This is a genomic window from Chloroflexota bacterium (assembly GCA_016197225.1).
Taxonomy (GTDB): Bacteria; Chloroflexota; Anaerolineae; order Anaerolineales; family VGOW01; genus VGOW01.
Genome location: JACPWC010000126.1, coordinates 72,440 through 89,390, shown reverse-complemented (window position 1 = coordinate 89,390; position 16,951 = coordinate 72,440). Strand labels below are relative to the sequence as shown.

Below are 16,951 nucleotides of genomic sequence, written 5' to 3'. Positions count from 1 at the left end.
TAGTGTGCACGCAAAGGTTGATACTGTTGGCGAATTCAGAGGCGCTCGGTATCTAGGGATGCCGAACGGGCCGCATCAGGGGGCGCTGGCTCCTCTGTTGGTAGGAATGTTGAAGTAAAAAAGTCTGATAGAGTTTTTTGCTGGCTAAAGCAAACCTTGCTTGCAACTGCTATTACATCTGGCTATACTGTGAACCATTATCTCGACAGTTAGGGTTTGTCAAAATGCCACAAGTCACCGAATGGGAATTTACTGCCGACATCGCTTCACGCATCAATCTGCTTCTGCGCGAACATGGCAATTTGCCATTTTCAGAAGTGCGGGCTGAAGCAAGGGCCAAAGGCAGTGTCAAACGCCGCGATTTGACTCTCTACGACAGGAATGGCAAGCCAGTGCTCACGGGCGAAGTCAAGATGCCCGACAATCCCGAGGGGCGGACGCCATTTCAACAGGGCGTGGTCGAGGACGCTCACCGAAAAGCCGATGCCATCGGCGTAAATTACAACTTCACCTGGAACATTAACCGCTTTGTGTTGTGGAATACTTTTGAACATGGCAAGCCCATTACCGAAAGGGCAGTCGAACAGTACAACGTTCTGCCATCGCCCATTCGCAACAGTGATGAAACGCAACACCCTCGTGTGCAATCGCAGATAGACGCTTTCCTGCTTGAATTTCTGGCGCGGTTCGCCGCCTTGCTCTCTGGCGAACGGCCCATGTTGTTGTTGCCGCTGGACGAGAAGTTTATCTTTGTCTATGAGGCCAGCCTTGAACAGCCTGTCGCCCAGACCCTTGCCGCCCTCAATCACTATTATGAGCGCAACCGCGATGTCCGCCGCGAACTCGACAGGTGGATGCGCGACGAGCAGGGCTGGGTGCTATCGAACGAAGAAGGCATTTTGCGCGACAATCTGGAACGCGCCGCCAAGTTCAGTTGTTACGTGCTGGCAAACAAGATCGTTTTCTACAAGGCCCTCCGCCGCCGCTTTGCCAAACTGCGCGCGTTACGGATGCCGAAGTCGGTTACCACCGGTATTGAACTTGGCAAGCATCTGGCCGAGCTATTCCGGCAAGCCATTGAGGTCACTGGCGACTACGAGACGGTTTTCAAAGGCAACTTTGGCGACAGTTTGCCCTATCTCAGCGACGAGGCTGTGGATAGCTGGCGCGAGTTGAGTGAGCAGACCGACGCCTTTGACTTCACTCAAATCAATCATGAATTTATCGGCCAGATATTTGAGCGCCTGCTCTCGACTGAAGAACGCCATAAATACGGCCAACACTACACCCGAAGCGAAGTGGTGGATTTGATCAACACCTTCTGCATCCGTAAGCCGGAAGCGCGAGTGTTGGATCCGGCTTGTGGCGGCGGCACATTCCTTGTTCGCGCCTACGCTCGTAAGCGAGCTTTGTCCAATGGTCAACTTCATCACCGCGATCTTATTCGCCAGTTATATGGCTTCGACGTTTCGGCTTACCCTGTCCATCTGACCACAATCAACCTTGTTACTCGCGATTTGATTGACGAGGCCAATTATCCGCTCGTCGCCCGCCGCGACTTCTTCAAAGTCCGCCGCAACGACACACCCTTCAATGTTCCGTTCGGAAGCAACGGCGGACAGATTACCATGGAGGCCATGGGCAAAGTGGATGCGGTGGTTGGCAACCCGCCTTACGTGCGACAGGAGAAGATCACCGAGTATTACGGCTCCGAATACAAGCGACACCTGCAAGACGAGATCGCCAAAAAAGAAGCGCCCGGCGCGGCGTTGTCGGGGCGCTCTGACATCCACGTTTATTTTTTTCCGCATGCGGCTTCATTTCTCGAAGACGGCGGCTACCTCGGCCTGCTCACCAGTTCCACCTGGCTCGACACGGGTTATGGTTTCCGCTTGCAAAAGTATTTGCTCGACAACTTTGAGATCATCGCCATCTTCGAGTCGGCCAGTGAACCCTGGTTCACCGGGGCCAGGGTCACCACGGCGGCCACCATCCTTCGCAAACAGGCCGACCCGGCCAAACGCGCCGCCAACATCGTTCACTTCGTCAAAATCCAGCGTGAACTCTCCGACATTCTCAACGGCAACGAGGATGACGACTCTCGCCGCCGCTTTCTTGAGCAGTTGCGGGATCATGTTGAAGGGTTAACGACTAACGAGACGACCGAGAATTGGCGCATTCGCTGTGTTCAACAGGGCGAACTTTACAAGCTGGGGCAGTTGGCAATTGAGATGAGCGACGACGAGGAAGATGAAAACGGCGAGAACGGGGCCAACCAACATACGCTGAAGGAGGAGCCAGCCGAGTATCACGCTCACCCTGACGATTACGTTGGCTACAAGTGGGGCATCTTCCTGCGCGCGCCGGAAATTTTCTTCAAATTGCGCGACCGGGCGAAGGGGAGGCTGACGCCGCTAGGAGAGATTTGTCGTATTAAGTACGGACTCAAGAGTGGTGCCGATGATTTCTTTTATCCAGAAGACATCACAGACGAAGAGTTGGCGAGACTAGCCGAGGCAGGCGAATTCAAGAAAATCTATGGAATTACGCCAACCGAAACAAAAAAGTTGCGCGTTGTGCGTGCAGGTGACGGATCGGCGCATCTCATAGAAGCAAAGTATCTTCAGCCAGAAGTCCATAGCATCATGGAGCTTAATGCCGTAAAAGTCTTGCCGGAATTGCTGAATCGTTGCGTGCTTCTTGTAGACGATCCCAAGCGCAAGCTCAAAAGCACTTATACCCTTCGATACATTGGGTGGGGAGAACGAGAAGGTTACGATCAGACAAAAACCGTGCAGGGGCGCGTGCAATCGGGGCGCTTGTGGTACGACGTTACGTCAAAAGAACGAGCGCCGGTTCTCTGGTCAAAGGCGCATCAATATCGTCATCTGGCTTTCCTGAATCCCCAAGACTTGATTTCAAACTGCAGGATGTATGATTTGTTCCCCAATCAAGGAATCAAGCCCGAAATCTTGTGCGCGGTTCTTAACTCAACAGTAGTTGCTCTCACAAAAAGTTTGTTTGGCAGATACGTAGGGCGCGAAGGCAGTTTGGATACCGAAGTTCTCGACGCCAAAATGATGCTTGTCCCTGATCCAGAACAGGCCCATCCGTTGACTATCAAACGTCTTCGTTCTGCGCTAAACGCAATCAGCAAACGCGATATTGTGACTCTGGTTGATGTAGACGGCACAGGCGATGAGTGGTCAGGTGAACTTGCCCAGGAGGATCGGCAAGAACTGGACGACGCGGTGCTGGAACTGCTGGGCATTGCCAGCGCAAGAGAGCGCAAAGCCTTGCGCGCCGAACTGTACGGGGAGATGACAAAGCTCTACCGCGAAATCCGCACTACCGAAAAGAAGATGCAAAAATTCCGAGCGGCTTCCGCCCGGCGCGGGCGGCCCTCACCGGGATCACTGGCTGAAGAAATTTGGGAGACGTTCAACGAAAAGCCGGTAGCGAAGACACTGGCCGACTTCGTTCCGTCGAAGGCCAAGACTGAAACGGCGACTTTGCCTCAAGGCAAAGCCAAGTCAACGTCGAATGATATGTTCAACCCTCACGCGCTGCAGTTTGGCGGGCAGTTTATTCCGTTGGGATCACTGGAGCGGGTGGAGTTTGCTCTGCAACTATCGGAAGATGGAATCAACGGACAGGTGGCGATCCCGGTTGATTCGAAGATATGCGAAAAAGCTTTGCGGGAATACCGCAAATACGCGAACAACCTCTCAGATGTTTTCACCAACGCGGCGGCGGGTTATACTGCGGATGAACAGATGCAGGAGCGGGTGGTGAAGGAACTTTGGAAGTTGGCAGGGCGCAAATAAGCTAATTCTCAATTGCCGTGATGATGCCTCTCCGGGTGATGCTCATTCGGAAAGCTCTCCACCGGGTCGGCGTGAACGATCACCTCTGAGAGTCGCGGCACGTGTTCCAACAGTTCGTGCCGCGCTTCTTCGCAAATCGCGTGCGCCTCAACCAGCGACTTGCCGCCGTCAATACAGATATGTAATTCAACCGTGATGTTGTGGCCCAGCCAGCGGGCGCGAACGTCGTGCACCTCCTGAACGCCCTTCACGCTCGCCGCGATGCGTTCGATCTTGTCAATCGTCTCCGGCTCCATCGCATCCATCAGGCGGCTCAAAATCTCGCGCCCCACTTCGAGCAAAATTCCGAGAATAGCAAAGGTGATAATGAAGCCCGCAATCGGGTCGGCCAGCGGGAAGCCGAGAAGAACGCCGACCAGCCCGGCCCCGGCGGCCAGCGATGTCAGGCTGTCAATCCGCGAGTGATGGCCCTCGGCCACCAACGAGGCACTGCCAATCTTTTTGCCCACTCTGATTTTGTAACGGGCCACCATCTCATTGCCAATCATCCCCACCACCGCCGCCACAATGCTCCAGCCGATCAGCGTCGGCCTCTCCGGGTTGATCAATTTGCGATACGACTCGTAGCCGGCGGCGGCGGCGCTGAAAATAACAAATAACAACACGACGAGGCCAGCCAAATCTTCGGCCCGACCGTAACCGTAAGTGAAGCGCCTATTCGCCGCCCGCCGCGCCAGCGAGAAGGCGATCCACAGCGGCACGGCGGTGAAGGCGTCGGCGAAGTTGTGGATGGTGTCGGCCAGCAGGCCGGCGCTTCCCCCGGCAACGGCGATGACCCCTTGAAAGATGGCCGTCGCCAGCAAACCGGCCAGCGAAATTTTCAGCGCCCGAATCCCTTCCGCCGAAGTCATGGCCGCGTCGGCCTGGCCGTGCTGATGTCCTGTGTGAATTTCAGTTACCGCCATAAAAGCGCTCCTTATCAGTAAAACCCCTTCACCACGAAGACACCAAGACCCGAAGAGTCACAAAGTTTTTCTTGGTGATCCTTTGTGCCTTCGAGTCTGTGTGGTGGATTCAGTGCCGGAAGTTTACACCATCTTCTCTTCCAAATGCGCGGTAGAATCTCTTCATTGGGATTTTGGAATTTGGGATTTTCCTATGACTCACTTCCTCACCGACCCGCAATTTGAAACGCTCAAGGCGCTGTGCGACACGCTTCTGCCGTCGCTCGACCCGCCGCCCGGAGCCGACGAAAACGTGGCCGCCTATTTCAAACGCTCCGCCGCCGACCTCGACATCGCCCGCCGCCTCGCCGCCACCCTCCGCGATTATGCCACGCCCGAATCGCAAAAGCAATTCAGGCAGCTGCTCGATCTGCTCAACGCGCCCCTCAGCGCCGGCCCCCTCACCGGCCACTTCCGCCGCTTCGCCGATTTGCCGTTCGAAGCCCGCGAAAAAGTTTTGCAAAGCTGGGCCGTCTCGCCCATCGGTTTGCTCCGGCAAGGTTTTCAAGGAGTCAAACGACTCGCGCACAGCTTGTACTTCTCGGTGCTGGACGAAAACGGCAGCAACCCTAACTGGGCCGCCATCCACTACCCCGGGCCGCCTCCGGGCTTCGGCGCCTCAAACAAACCAAAGCCCATCCAACCGCGCCCCGTCACTCAAGATACAACGCTCAACTGCGACGTAGTCATCGTCGGCTCGGGCGCGGGCGGCGGGGTGGTCGCCGGCGTGCTGGCGCAGGCCGGGCATCACGTCATCGTCCTGGAGAAGGGCGGCTACCACGCCGAGACTGACTTCACCGGGCGCGAGTACGAAGCCTTCGAGCGCATGTACGAGAAGGCCGGCAACCTGACCACCGAAGACATCGGACTGGTGGTGCTGGCCGGTTCAACCCTGGGTGGCGGCGCCACCATCAACTGGGCCGCGTCGTTCCGCACGCCTGATTACGTTCTCGACGAATGGGAAACCCAATATCACCTCACCGGTTTCACCGGCCCCGAATTTCAACAGGCGCTCGACATTGTGTGCGCTCGCGAACACGTGGACACAGACGAGTCGCAGCCCAACCCGCAGAACCAGGCGCTCTTCGACGGCTGCCAAAAACTTGGCTATCACGTCGGCCCGATCCCGCGCAACGTGAACGGTTGCGGCTCGCCTCCGGCGTGCGGCTGGTGCGGCTTCGGTTGCCCCACCGGGGCCAAGCAAAGCGTGTTGAAGACGTGGTTGCAGGATGCGGCGGACGCGGGCGCAGAGATCGTGACGGACTGCCACGCTGATAAAGTGCTGACCGAAAACGGCAAAGCCGTCGGGGTCGCCGCCACAGTCGGGAAATTTTCGCTCACCGTCAAGGCCAGAATCGTCGTCGCCGCCGCCGGCGCGATTCATTCGCCGGCCTTGTTGTTGAGAAGCAGTATCCCGAATCCAAACATCGGCCTCAACCTGCGGCTTCACCCGACGACAGCTATTCGCGGCGAGTTCGAGTCGCTGGTTGAAACGTGGCGCGGGGTGATGATGAGCGTTTATTCAGACCAGTTGGGGAATCAAGACGGCGAACACTACGGAGTCAAAATCGAGACGCCGCCGGCGCACCCCGGCCTGCTGGGTTTTGCCCTGCCCTGGCTGTCGGCCCGCCACTACAAAACGCTCATGTCGCGACTGGCGAACCAGGCGGCCTTCATCGTCCTCACCCGCGACAAAGGCAGTGGCCGCGTCACCGTAGATTCCAGCGGCAGGCCGCGGCTGCGCTATCATCTTTCGTCCCTTGATGCCAAACATCTACAAGCCGGAATCGAGGCCGGGCTGAGGATCGCCGCCGCCGCAGGCGCAGTTGAAATCGGCACTCTGCACTCCGGCCTGCCCGAGTTCCGGCCCAACGGCGACTCGGATGCGCTCGAAAATTATTTGCGGCGCGTCAGGGGAGCCGGGACAACCCTCAACAAGCTTGGCCTGTTCTCGGCTCACCAAATGGGCACTTGCCGGATGGGCGGCGAGCGCGCCTACTCGGTGGTTGACCACACCGGCCAGAGTTGGGAAGCGCCCAACCTCTTCGTGGCCGACGCCAGCGCCTTTCCCACCTCGTCCGGCGTCAACCCGATGATCACCATTCAGGCCATTGCTTACAGGACAGCGCAATACATCAAAACCCGTTTGTAGGGCGCGGTAACCCGCCCCACTGGCAAATTCCATGCACATCATCTCCCTCAACATCGGCGCGCCTCAAACTCAAACCTATGGCGGCAAGGAAGTGCTCACCGCCGGACACAAGACACCTGTAGCCTCGGCCATGCTCCGCTTCACCAACTTCGACGGCGACCGTCAGGCTGATCGCAAAAATCACGGCGGCCCCGACAAGGCCGTGTGCGTCTATTCGTTTGACCATTACTTATTCTGGGAAGCGACGCTGGGCGAGAAGCTCGAACCCGGCGCGTTCAGCGAGAACCTGACCATCGTCGGCCTGCGCGAGTCGGAGGTTTGCCTCGGCGACACTTTCCGAGTCGGCGAGGCGCTGGCGCAGATCAGCCAGCCGCGCCAGCCGTGTTCCAAGCTGGCCGGCAAGCGCGGCAGTAAAGACCTGCCGGGCCTCATCCACGAAAACAGCTTCAGCGGATTTTATTTGCGAGTGTTGGAGGAAGGACTGGTGAGAGCGGGCGACCCGTTTGAGCGGGTGAGCCGCCACCCGGCGGGAGTGACGGTAACGTTCGCCAACCAAGTCATGTACCATCAACGAACCGACCCGGAGAGTCTTCAGCGCGTGCTGGCCGTGGCCGAGCTTTCGGCGGCCTGGCGCAAGTCGCTGGCTAAAAAGATCGCCAATTCGTAGGCCGATCGGGCAACCTGGCCTGCGGCTTAATATTTCGTTACCACCTCCAAACTCATCGCAAGCACATTGTAATGGCCTTATGACGAGTGGCCCCCTCGCACTAAACTAGTCTCCATGCTACACTCCCTCGACAAACCGGAGGGATTTTGTGCGCGTGAAATTTTGGGGCGTGCGCGGGTCTGTTCCCACGCCGCTCTCCACGGAACAACTGCAAGAAAAGCTCTTCCGCGCCCTGAGCGCCGCGGGCGGAATTGACCTGTCCGACCCGGCTGAGGTGCGAGCTTTCATTGCCACCCTGCCGCCTTCCACCCGAAGCGTGGTCGGCGGCAACACCACTTGCGTCGAAATCAACAGCGGCGACGAGACCATCATCATTGACAGCGGCTCCGGCATGAGGCCGCTCGGCCTCTCGCTCATGGCTCACGAATTTGGCCGGGGGCAGGGCACGGCTAACATCTTCCTCACCCACGCCCACTGGGATCACCTCCAGGGCTTTCCCTTTTTCAACCCGGCTTACGTCCCCGGCAACAAACTCATCTTCTACGCCGTCAACAACGACCCGCGCCAGTATTTGCAACATCAACAGACCGCCCCCGCCTACTTCCCCATCTCGCCCGGTCAAATGCGGGCCGACATGTCCTTCGTTCAACTTAAAGAAGGTGAGATGGTGCAGATCGGGCGGGTGTGTGTCACCAGCCTGGCCCTTTATCACCCCGGCACGGCTTACGCCTACCGCTTCGACGACGGTGAAAGCGTCTTCGTCTTTGCCTCCGACGGCGAATACAAGCAACTGGACGAGGCCAACCTCAGCCGCTTCGTCGAGTTCTACGCCAACGCCGACGCCCTGGCTTTCGACTGCCAGTATTCTCTGCGCGACGTGTTAATCTCCAAAGCCGACTGGGGCCACTCATCGGCCATGATCGGGGTGGACATCGCCGAGCGGGCGCGGGTGAAGAAGCTCATCACCACCCACTACGACCCCACCGACAACGACGATCAGGTTTACAACATCGCCGAGTCGGCCCGCCGCTACGCCGATTTGATTCCATCGCCCGGCTCGGTCGAGATCATCGTCGGCGCCGAGGGCCTGGAACTCTTCCTCGGCCCGCCGCTCAAGCTGGAAATATTGGAAGACTGTGAAGCCGACATCTGGCTCACGGCCTTCGCCGGCAGGCTTGGCCTGGAAACCGCAAGTCAGGCCGAAGCCCATCTCAAACGTTTCATCGCCAAAGCGCCGGGCAACCGGGTCATTATTGATTTGACTCTGCTGGCCGCCATTGACCCGGTGGGCGTGAAGGCCATGCTGGAAGCCGCCCGCCACGTGTCCGGGTCGCGGGTGGCGTTCGTGGCCCCGGCGGCCTTTGTCCGCCGCGCCCTGGAAAATTCTGAAACGCGCGAGATTGGCCCCATCTTCCGCCGCCGCTCGCACGCCATCGCCGCCCTTGTCGGCCCGGCCCACCTGCACCTGCACGAGCAAACCCTGGCCGGCTACCATCTGGCCGACACCATCGCCGCCGACGACTTCGGCGCAATCTACTCCGCCTCCAAACTTCGCGACGAAACGCCGCTGGTCATTCAGGTGATGGGTTTGGAGATTAACCTGAAACAGAGGCAGTCGTTTGCCGAGTCGGCCAAACGCTGGTGCCAGCTTACCCACCCCCGCCTTATCCGGGGCCGGGAGTTGATCGAGAACGGGAAGCTGATCGCCTTTGTGGGCGAGCGCCCGACCGGCGACACCTGGGGCGAGTGGCTGAGGGCCAATGGCAGTCGTCTTCAACCGCAGCCTGGCCTGCTCTGGATGCGCGAAATGGTGGATGCGCTCGATCACGCTCACCGGCACGGCGTGGTTCATGGCGAATTGCGCCCGGAGTGTTTCGTCTTCAACAACGGCCACGCCCGAATCTCGCGCGCGCCGCTCTTCCCGCCCGTCGGCGTTCTGCCCTCGGCCTACCGCGCTTCGGAGCAGTTACGCGGCGAGGCGGCCACGCCCGGCTCCGATCATTTTGCCCTGGGCGTCCTGCTCTACGAAGCGCTGGTGGGCACGCACCCCTTCACCGCCGAAATGGAAGAGTTGATCATCGCCCAGCAATTGCAGGGCACGCCGCTCTCGCCCCGCGTCTTCCGCCCCAATCTTTCGGCAGAGCTTGAGCAGTTCCTTCTGCGCCTGCTTGGCCGTGACCAGAGCGAACGTTTTGCTTCCGCCGAGGATATTTTGAAGGCGATTGACGAACTGTTGTAACCGGTGGTTACGTACAGCACCCCTGTGGGGAAACCGCGCCTACAAAACGCGAAGCCTGCCTTCGCAGGCTATCAGTCCGCGCAGGCGGACTTCGTGCTTTTGTTGCCGCGATTTTCAATCGCAGGCCCTTGACCGGATGCGCCGCTTGCTCTTGCCTCTGACGTTATTACTCGCCGCCCTGGCCTGCAACTTCCCCGGCTTTGGGCCGCAACCCACCGCCACGCCTCGCCCGACTTCCACGCCCACCGCCACGTTTGCGCCCATCGGCGGCGGTCCGGCGACCGCGACTCCTAACGCATCACTGCCCGCTACTGCGACACCCACCCAGCCGGACTTATCAGTGACGGCTTCCCCGACGCCGACCGCCCTCATCACCGACACGCCCACACCGACAGCGACTCGGCCCGTCGTCTTTGCCACCGCCACGCCGTTGCCTCCGCTCAACATCACCAACATCTTCCTTGAGCAAGTCATTAAAGATGACACGCGCCCGAACGGGGCCATCGCCAAAATTAAGATAGAATTCAGTGGCGGCAAGCCGCCGTTCACGTTTTACGACGAAGGCCTCAAGCAGAAGGGCAACCCGGTTGACGCCCTGACCTCGTGCGGGGCGACTCTGGTGCACACCGTGCGCGTGGACTCTGCCGACGGTCAAACCGACTCGCAAGCCTATTACTTCTCACCCATCACCTGCCCACCATGAGCACCGGCGACCTGCGCGAACGATTGCGGCGGCTCGGCGTGAAGCAAGGACGCGACGGCCTCAAGCCCAGGCCGCCTCAGCCGCGCCCGGCCCGCCACGACCTCCCCGGCCACGAAGTTGAAACGACTCTCGGCCCGTGCTTCGTCGTCGAAAAAACTTACCCGCTCGATCATCAACACGGCACGCGGGCGTTGGCCGAACTGCTCGAATGCGACTCGGGCACCGCCGCCCGCCTGAGCAAGCGCAAAGAACTTCACGACGCTGACCTTTCCGGTTTGGCTTTCTTTGACATCGAGACCACCGGCCTCGCCGGCGGCGCCGGCACGCTGGCTTTTCTGATCGGGGTTGGTCTGATCCAGGCGGATCAATTTATTCTGCGACAATACTTTCTGCGCGAGCCGAAGGAAGAAAAAGCCATGCTGGCCGGGGTAGCCGACTCGCTCGTAGGCCGCGTTGGCCTGGTCACTTACAATGGCCGTTCGTTCGACGTGCCCATCGTCCAGAGCCGGTTCACCCTGAATCGCCGCCGCTTCGATCTGGCCTCATTCCCCAATCTCGATCTTCTGCACCCCGCCCGTCGTTTGTGGCGCGGTCGCTACGAGAACTGCTCGCTCGGCACGCTGGAGGGCGCAGTGCTGGGCCTGGCGCGCACCGAGGACGACGTGCCGGGCGCTCTGATTCCGCAGATGTACGTGAACTACCTGCACACCGGCGACGCGAGCGAGATGTTGCGGGTGATCTACCACAACGCCGAAGACATCCTGAGCATGGTGACACTGGCGACTCACATTCTCGAAACCTTTGCCGACCCGCTGAACAAGCGCCGCTCCGGCGAAGACTGTTTGCGGCTGGCAATGTGGCACGACGACGCCGGCGAGAGCAAGCAAGCCGAAGCGGCCTATCGCGCCGCCCTCGACCGGCCTTTGCCAGATGCTCAAGCCCTCGTCGCTTACGAACGTTTCGCAACCTTCCTCAAACGCGCCGACCGCCGGGCCGAGGCAACAGCGCTCTGGCAAAGCTGGGCCGAGCTTGCGCCCGACGACCCGACGCCGTGCATTGAGTTGGCAAAATACTACGAGTGGGACGCCGAGGCGCGTGACATGGCTCAGGCCAAAGAGTGGGCCAGCCGCGCCTTACTTTGCCTGAGCCACTGGCGTAAAGGTTGGCAACGCGACGAAGCTTGGAAAGAGGTGAAGCATCGGTTGGAGAGGTTGGGGAGGAAGATGGATTCTTGAGATGGAAACGTCTGCCCTTAATTCTCCAAAGACGCTGGAACTCAAACGCAAAGATTCTCTGCTTGGCAGGCTCGAAGTTTACGATCTCGACTTTCCATGGGTGATGTGCTTGTTTGTGCCTACTGCCGCCTTCGAAGATGTCCACCCTCTATTTGTAGAAGAACTACGCTTAATGAACATCGAAGACTGGGATGCCTGGGAAGGCATTTACGAACAGATAGAAGCTCTGGGCTTGTGTTTAGTGAATACTAACAGCCGCAACTCCATTGACAAGTTTTTGTTGCACATTGAGGGTGATAAAGCTTGGCTTCGTTACTAACTCATCTTACGTACCTTTTCATGTCACTCCGAGCGAAGCGAGGAGTCTCTGGCCCAAAGTAGAGATTCCTCGCCGCCAAAAAACGCGGCTCGGAATGACAGGCCAGGTGAGCGCATAGCGCGAGTTGCTAAATTAGGGCTGTTTGGAACGACTCTGCCATCAAAGCATTCGCAGTGTGTCATTCGTTTATTCGTTTAGCATTCGTTGACAGAGAATCTCCGAATCCCCTTCGCGCCTTCGCGGTTCAACGCTCTGTTTGCAGTACAATTACCAACAGGAGTCTAACTGATGCCTGTCATCCCCCGTCAAATCAAATACATTGTGTGGGCATAAACTGCGCTTTTTTCGGACGCATCAAAATGCCAGATTTCGCCGGATTCTGCCGCAAATTCGCCGAATCGGGGCGAGCGGCAAAACCGCAATTAGTGCCCGTGGGCAGTATAGTTGACCGTCACTTTGGCTTGCAATATACTTGTGTTTAGAATAAACGTTCTGGCAACTAGTGGAGATAGAAATGGAATTCATAAACAGGTTTCTTCATGGCGACTGTGAGAAAGTTTTACAACAATTACCCGACAATTGCATTGACTTGATTTTCACCTCGCCGCCTTACGCTGATCAGAGAAAGAAGACCTATGGTGGCGTAGGCCCCGATGAATATGTTGACTGGTTCCTGCCCAAAGCCGGCCAGTTCATGCGCGTACTAAAGCCTGCTGGGACTTTCATCCTGAACATCAAAGAGCGTGTTGTAGGTGGCGAGAGGCATACCTACGTGCTTGAGCTGATTATGAAGATGCGTGAGCAAGGATGGCTTTGGACTGAAGAGTTCATGTGGCATAAAAAGAACTCATACCCAGGCAAATGGCCTAACCGCTTTAGAGACAATTGGGAACGGCTCATTCAGTTCAATAAAGACAAGAAATTTCATATGCACCAGGAAGCGGTGATGGTACCGGTTGGCGATTGGGCAAAAGACCGTTTAACCAACCTGAGCGAAACCGATAAGAGTCGGGATGAGTCGAAAGTTGGGAGCGGCTTTGGCAAGAATGTGTCTAACTGGCTTGGCCGCAGTATGGTTTACCCGACCAACGTTATTCACCTGGCGACCGAATGCTCGAATCGTAATCACAGCGCCGCCTTCCCGGTGGAGTTGCCCGCCTGGTTTATCAAGCTCTTCACCAAATCGGGGGATGTCGTATTAGACCCTTTCATGGGTTCTGGAACAACGGCGCTCGCGGCCATTCAGCACGGCAGAAACTTTGTTGGTATCGACATTAGCAAAGAGTACATCGAATTGGCGAAAAAGCGCACGGCCGATCAGCAAATTCGGTTGCCTAACATTGCTGAGAGACGCGCATCCTACCCAACGGCAAAGTCACGTTCTAAAAATGGGGCGAAGGCCAAAAGTTCACTACGTTGTCTCGATCAAGTCAGGCCCCAATTGGGGCAACAGTTCACAGCAGACCAAACTTGAACAGGATTTGAAAAAAGCGGTTGCCAGAGTCAAGCAGTTGAAGCGCAGCGCGAATGTTCAGCCCGTCTTGGGTATCTGCTATGGTAAGACCAAGACAAGTTACATCCGGGGCTACTTGAAAGTTGTCGGTCAGAACTTCTGGTATCTGATTAGCGAGAACAAGGACTTGTACACGGACATCATAGAGCCAATAGGTTACCGGGCAAAAGAGCATAACGAAAACTTCATTGGCGAACGAAGCCGGGTGATAAACCTGTTTACGAAACAATTCATTGACCGTTTCTGCGACTCAACAGGCGCCGTTGAATGGGCAAAATTGGTCGAGTTCAACAGCGGCAACTATGATTTAGATGAGTTCTTGCCGTGAATTCAGCGCTACCTCTACTCGCATGTTCGCCGAAGTCCTCCCCCTCGGTCTCCCTCTAAGCTCCACCTTTCACTACAGCATTCCGGATGAGTTGGCGGACAAACTCGCCGCCGGGCATCTGGTGGAAGTGTCGTTTGGGCAACAGCGCGTGCAGGGCATCGTCGTCACTCTCGACGAAGATGCGCCGCAGGGCGTGAGCGACTTCAAGCCGGTCGAGGCCCTGCTCGACGAGCAACCCGTCCTCACCCGCCACCAACTCGACCTCGGCTACTACCTCAGCCGCCACTATCTTGCGCCGCTGGCCGACTGCCTGGCTCTCATGCTCCCGCCCGGCCTGGCCAAGCAGGGCGACACTGAATACGAACTGGCCGACGTAAAATTCGACGCCGAGACCGACGCCCAATTTCGCATCCTGCAACTGCTCGAGGGGCGCGGCCCACTGCGTGGCAAGCAACTCGACCGCGCCCTGCCCAAACGAAACTGGCGGGCCGCCGCAACCACGCTCGTCAAGCGCGGCGCGATCAAAAAGCGGCCCGTGCTTCAGCCGCCCTCGGTGCGGCCCAAAAACATTCGCACCGCCCGCCTCCTCGTCCCGCCCGCCGAAGTCGCCAGCGCCAAGTTTCGCCTCCGCCACAGCCCGCGCCACGCCGACCTACTCGACTACCTCTTCAGCCTCTGGCCTGGCCAGCCCGCCCTGCCGGATTTTCTGCGCGTGACTCAATCCACCGAAGCCGACCTGGGACTGCTCGTCGAGCGCGGCTGGATCGAGATCACCCAACCCGAACCCGTCATCGCCCCGACTTATCCGGTTGAGGTGATGCAAAAATGGATCGCCAAACACGAAGCCCATCAACCCGAGGCCGCCTCTGCGCTTCGAGCTTTGTGTGAAGGCCGTGCCGTGCCGCTGGCCGAACTGCCGACCATTCCGCTCGAAGTGATCAAGGCGCTCGACCAGCAGGACATGCTTCGCTACTCGGTCAACCCGCCGCGCATCGTTCTCAAGCTCACGGGCGCGCAACTCGCCAAACAAACCGACAGCCTGCGCAAGCCCAGCAAGCGCGCCGCCGTGCTCGACTATCTTGCCAAACAAAACAAGCCGGTGTCGGTCAGTTGGGTTTATGCCGAAACGGACACAACACTTGCCACTCTCAAAGAGTTGGCCGAGCGCGATCTGATTGACTTGGGCGAAGAAGAATTGTTGCGCGACCCTCTGGCCGACAAGATTTTTGTGCCGACCGAGCCACCGGCTCTCACTGCTGATCAAGAAGAAGCGTGGGAGGCAGTGGAGGCCGCCTTTGCCTTGACCTCCGCCGGGGCGTCCGTCTCGCAACCTCCGTTTCTGCTTCACGGCATCACCGGGTCGGGCAAGACCGAAATTTATCTTCGGGCTGTCGGCTCAACCTTAGAAGGAGGCCGTCAGGCCATCATCCTTGTCCCGGAAATCGCCCTCACGCCACAAACCGTTCAACGATTCGCCTCGCGCTTCCCCGGCAGAGTCGGCGTCATCCACTCCGGCCTCACCGAGGGCGAGCGTTACGACACCTGGCGGCGGGCGCGGGCAGGCGCGATTGAGGTCATCATCGGCCCGCGCTCGGCCCTGTTTGCGCCCCTGCCAAACATCGGCCTGATTGTGTTGGACGAAGAGCACGACGAAGCCTATCAGCAAGACCCGCCGATCACGCCCAGCTACCACGCCCGCGACGCCGCTGTTGAATATGCGCGCCGCCTGGGCGCGATTTGCATTCTCGGCTCGGCCACGCCCGACATCGTCTCTTTTGCTAAAGCGCAACGCGGCGACTATCGTCTACTTGAACTGCCGCAACGAATCATGGCGCATGGCGAGTACATCGCCGCCCAACAGAGTCGGCTCAACCTGGAGTCGCATTACCGGCCCATTTCGACTGACAACGACGTGGCGCAATACATTGATCTGCCGCAAACGACTCTGGTAGATATGCGGCAGGAACTTCGGGCGGGAAATCGTTCAATCTTCAGTCGGGCGCTGGAGGCGGCCTTGCTCGAGACACTGGAGCGCGGCGAGCAGGCGATTCTGTTTCTCAACCGGCGCGGCTCGGCCACGTATGTGTTTTGCCGTGACTGCGGCCAGGCGCTCGTTTGCTCGAAGTGCGGCATGCCGCTCACCTTTCACGGCGACGAGGCGCAGTTGCAGTGCCATCACTGCGGCGTGACCCGTCGCCAGCCCAACGCCTGCCCGAACTGCAAGAGCAAGCGGGTGAAATATTTTGGCGCGGGCACTGAGCGGGTGGAGGCCGAACTGCGGGCGTTGTTTCCCGAAGTGCGCGCGCTCCGCTGGGATCGCGACACGACCAAGACTCGCGGCGCGCACGAGATCATCCTGCATCACTTCCGCGAACACCAGGCCGAGGTGTTGATCGGCACGCAAATGATCGCCAAAGGACTCGACTTGCCGCTGGTGACTCTGGTGGGCGTCGTCTCTGCCGATGTGGGCCTCAACCTGCCCGACTACCGCGCCGCCGAGCGTGTCTTTCAAGTTCTGACTCAGGTGGCCGGGCGGGCCGGGCGCTCGATGCTGGGCGGGCGCGTCATCATTCAATCGTATCAACCGGAGCATTACGCGGTGCAGGCCGCCGCCGCCCATGACTTCGCCGGCTTCTATGAAAAAGAGACGGCCTATCGCCGTGAACACGGCTATCCCCCGTTTGGCCGCCTCGTGCGCCTCACCTACCGTCACCCCAAACCTGACCGCGCCGAAACCGAGGCCCAACGAGTCGCCGCCATCGTTCGCGCGCAAATGAAGCGCGCCGAGGCGCAAAGCACAGCCCTGATCGGCCCGGCTCCGTGCTTCTTCGACCGCATCGCCGGCGAATATCGCTGGCAGATCGTTTTGCGCGGCCCGAACCCTGCGCCGCTGGTGGCTGGGCTGGCGCTGAAGGATTGGCGGGTGGAAGTGGATCCGTTGAGTTTGTTGTGATCAGAGAGCGA

The 16,951-nt window shown here is 58.6% G+C and carries 11 protein-coding genes; 10 read left to right on the top strand and 1 reads right to left on the bottom strand.

Annotated features, from left to right (window positions below; genetic code table 11):
- Nucleotides 1-224 precede the first annotated feature (224 nt).
- Nucleotides 225-3,827, top strand: coding sequence for an SAM-dependent DNA methyltransferase (locus HYZ49_21425; GenBank protein ID MBI3244848.1), 3,603 nt, complete (start codon nt 225-227; stop codon nt 3,825-3,827).
- Nucleotides 3,828-3,835: 8 nt separating this feature from the next.
- Here the strand turns inward: HYZ49_21425 and HYZ49_21420 are convergent, their stop codons facing one another.
- Nucleotides 3,836-4,792 carry a cation transporter gene (locus tag HYZ49_21420; GenBank protein MBI3244847.1) on the bottom strand — a complete coding sequence of 319 codons (957 nt, stop codon included), beginning with the start codon at nt 4,790-4,792 and terminating at the stop codon, nt 3,836-3,838.
- 193 nt (nt 4,793-4,985) lie between these two features.
- Between HYZ49_21420 and HYZ49_21415 the strand changes: the two genes are divergently transcribed.
- From HYZ49_21415 to priA, 9 genes are all read left to right on the top strand, one after another.
- Entirely contained in the window at nt 4,986-6,983 is a 1,998-nt protein-coding gene (locus HYZ49_21415) for a GMC family oxidoreductase N-terminal domain-containing protein (GenBank protein ID MBI3244846.1), read from the top strand.
- A 31-nt stretch (nt 6,984-7,014) separates the two neighbouring features.
- Complete coding sequence (locus tag HYZ49_21410; GenBank protein MBI3244845.1) at nt 7,015-7,650, top strand: MOSC domain-containing protein; 636 nt, start codon at nt 7,015-7,017, stop codon at nt 7,648-7,650.
- 148 nt (nt 7,651-7,798) lie between these two features.
- Nucleotides 7,799-9,889: a protein kinase gene (locus HYZ49_21405; protein MBI3244844.1), complete on the top strand. Its 2,091-nt coding sequence runs from the start codon at nt 7,799-7,801 to the stop codon at nt 9,887-9,889.
- 136 nt (nt 9,890-10,025) lie between these two features.
- Complete coding sequence (locus HYZ49_21400) at nt 10,026-10,592, top strand: hypothetical protein (protein MBI3244843.1); 567 nt, start codon at nt 10,026-10,028, stop codon at nt 10,590-10,592.
- Nucleotides 10,589-11,827: a ribonuclease H-like domain-containing protein gene (locus HYZ49_21395; GenBank protein MBI3244842.1), complete on the top strand. Its 1,239-nt coding sequence runs from the start codon at nt 10,589-10,591 to the stop codon at nt 11,825-11,827. Before HYZ49_21400 ends, HYZ49_21395 begins: the two co-directional genes overlap by 4 nt.
- A 1-nt stretch (nt 11,828) precedes the next feature.
- Nucleotides 11,829-12,146, top strand: a complete 318-nt coding sequence (locus HYZ49_21390; GenBank protein MBI3244841.1) for a hypothetical protein — start codon at nt 11,829-11,831, stop codon at nt 12,144-12,146.
- 514 nt (nt 12,147-12,660) lie between these two features.
- The gene (locus HYZ49_21385; protein ID MBI3244840.1) at nt 12,661-13,620 is read left to right on the top strand and encodes a site-specific DNA-methyltransferase; all 960 of its coding nucleotides are present in this window, start codon (nt 12,661-12,663) and stop codon (nt 13,618-13,620) included.
- Nucleotides 13,535-13,987 (top strand): hypothetical protein, encoded by a 453-nt coding sequence (locus HYZ49_21380; protein MBI3244839.1) that lies wholly within the window; start codon nt 13,535-13,537, stop codon nt 13,985-13,987. The genes HYZ49_21385 and HYZ49_21380 overlap by 86 nt, the downstream gene beginning before the upstream one ends.
- 22 nt (nt 13,988-14,009) lie before the next feature.
- The gene (gene priA / locus HYZ49_21375; protein MBI3244838.1) at nt 14,010-16,940 is read left to right on the top strand and encodes a primosomal protein N'; all 2,931 of its coding nucleotides are present in this window, start codon (nt 14,010-14,012) and stop codon (nt 16,938-16,940) included.
- The last annotated feature ends 11 nt before the right edge of the window (nt 16,941-16,951 follow it).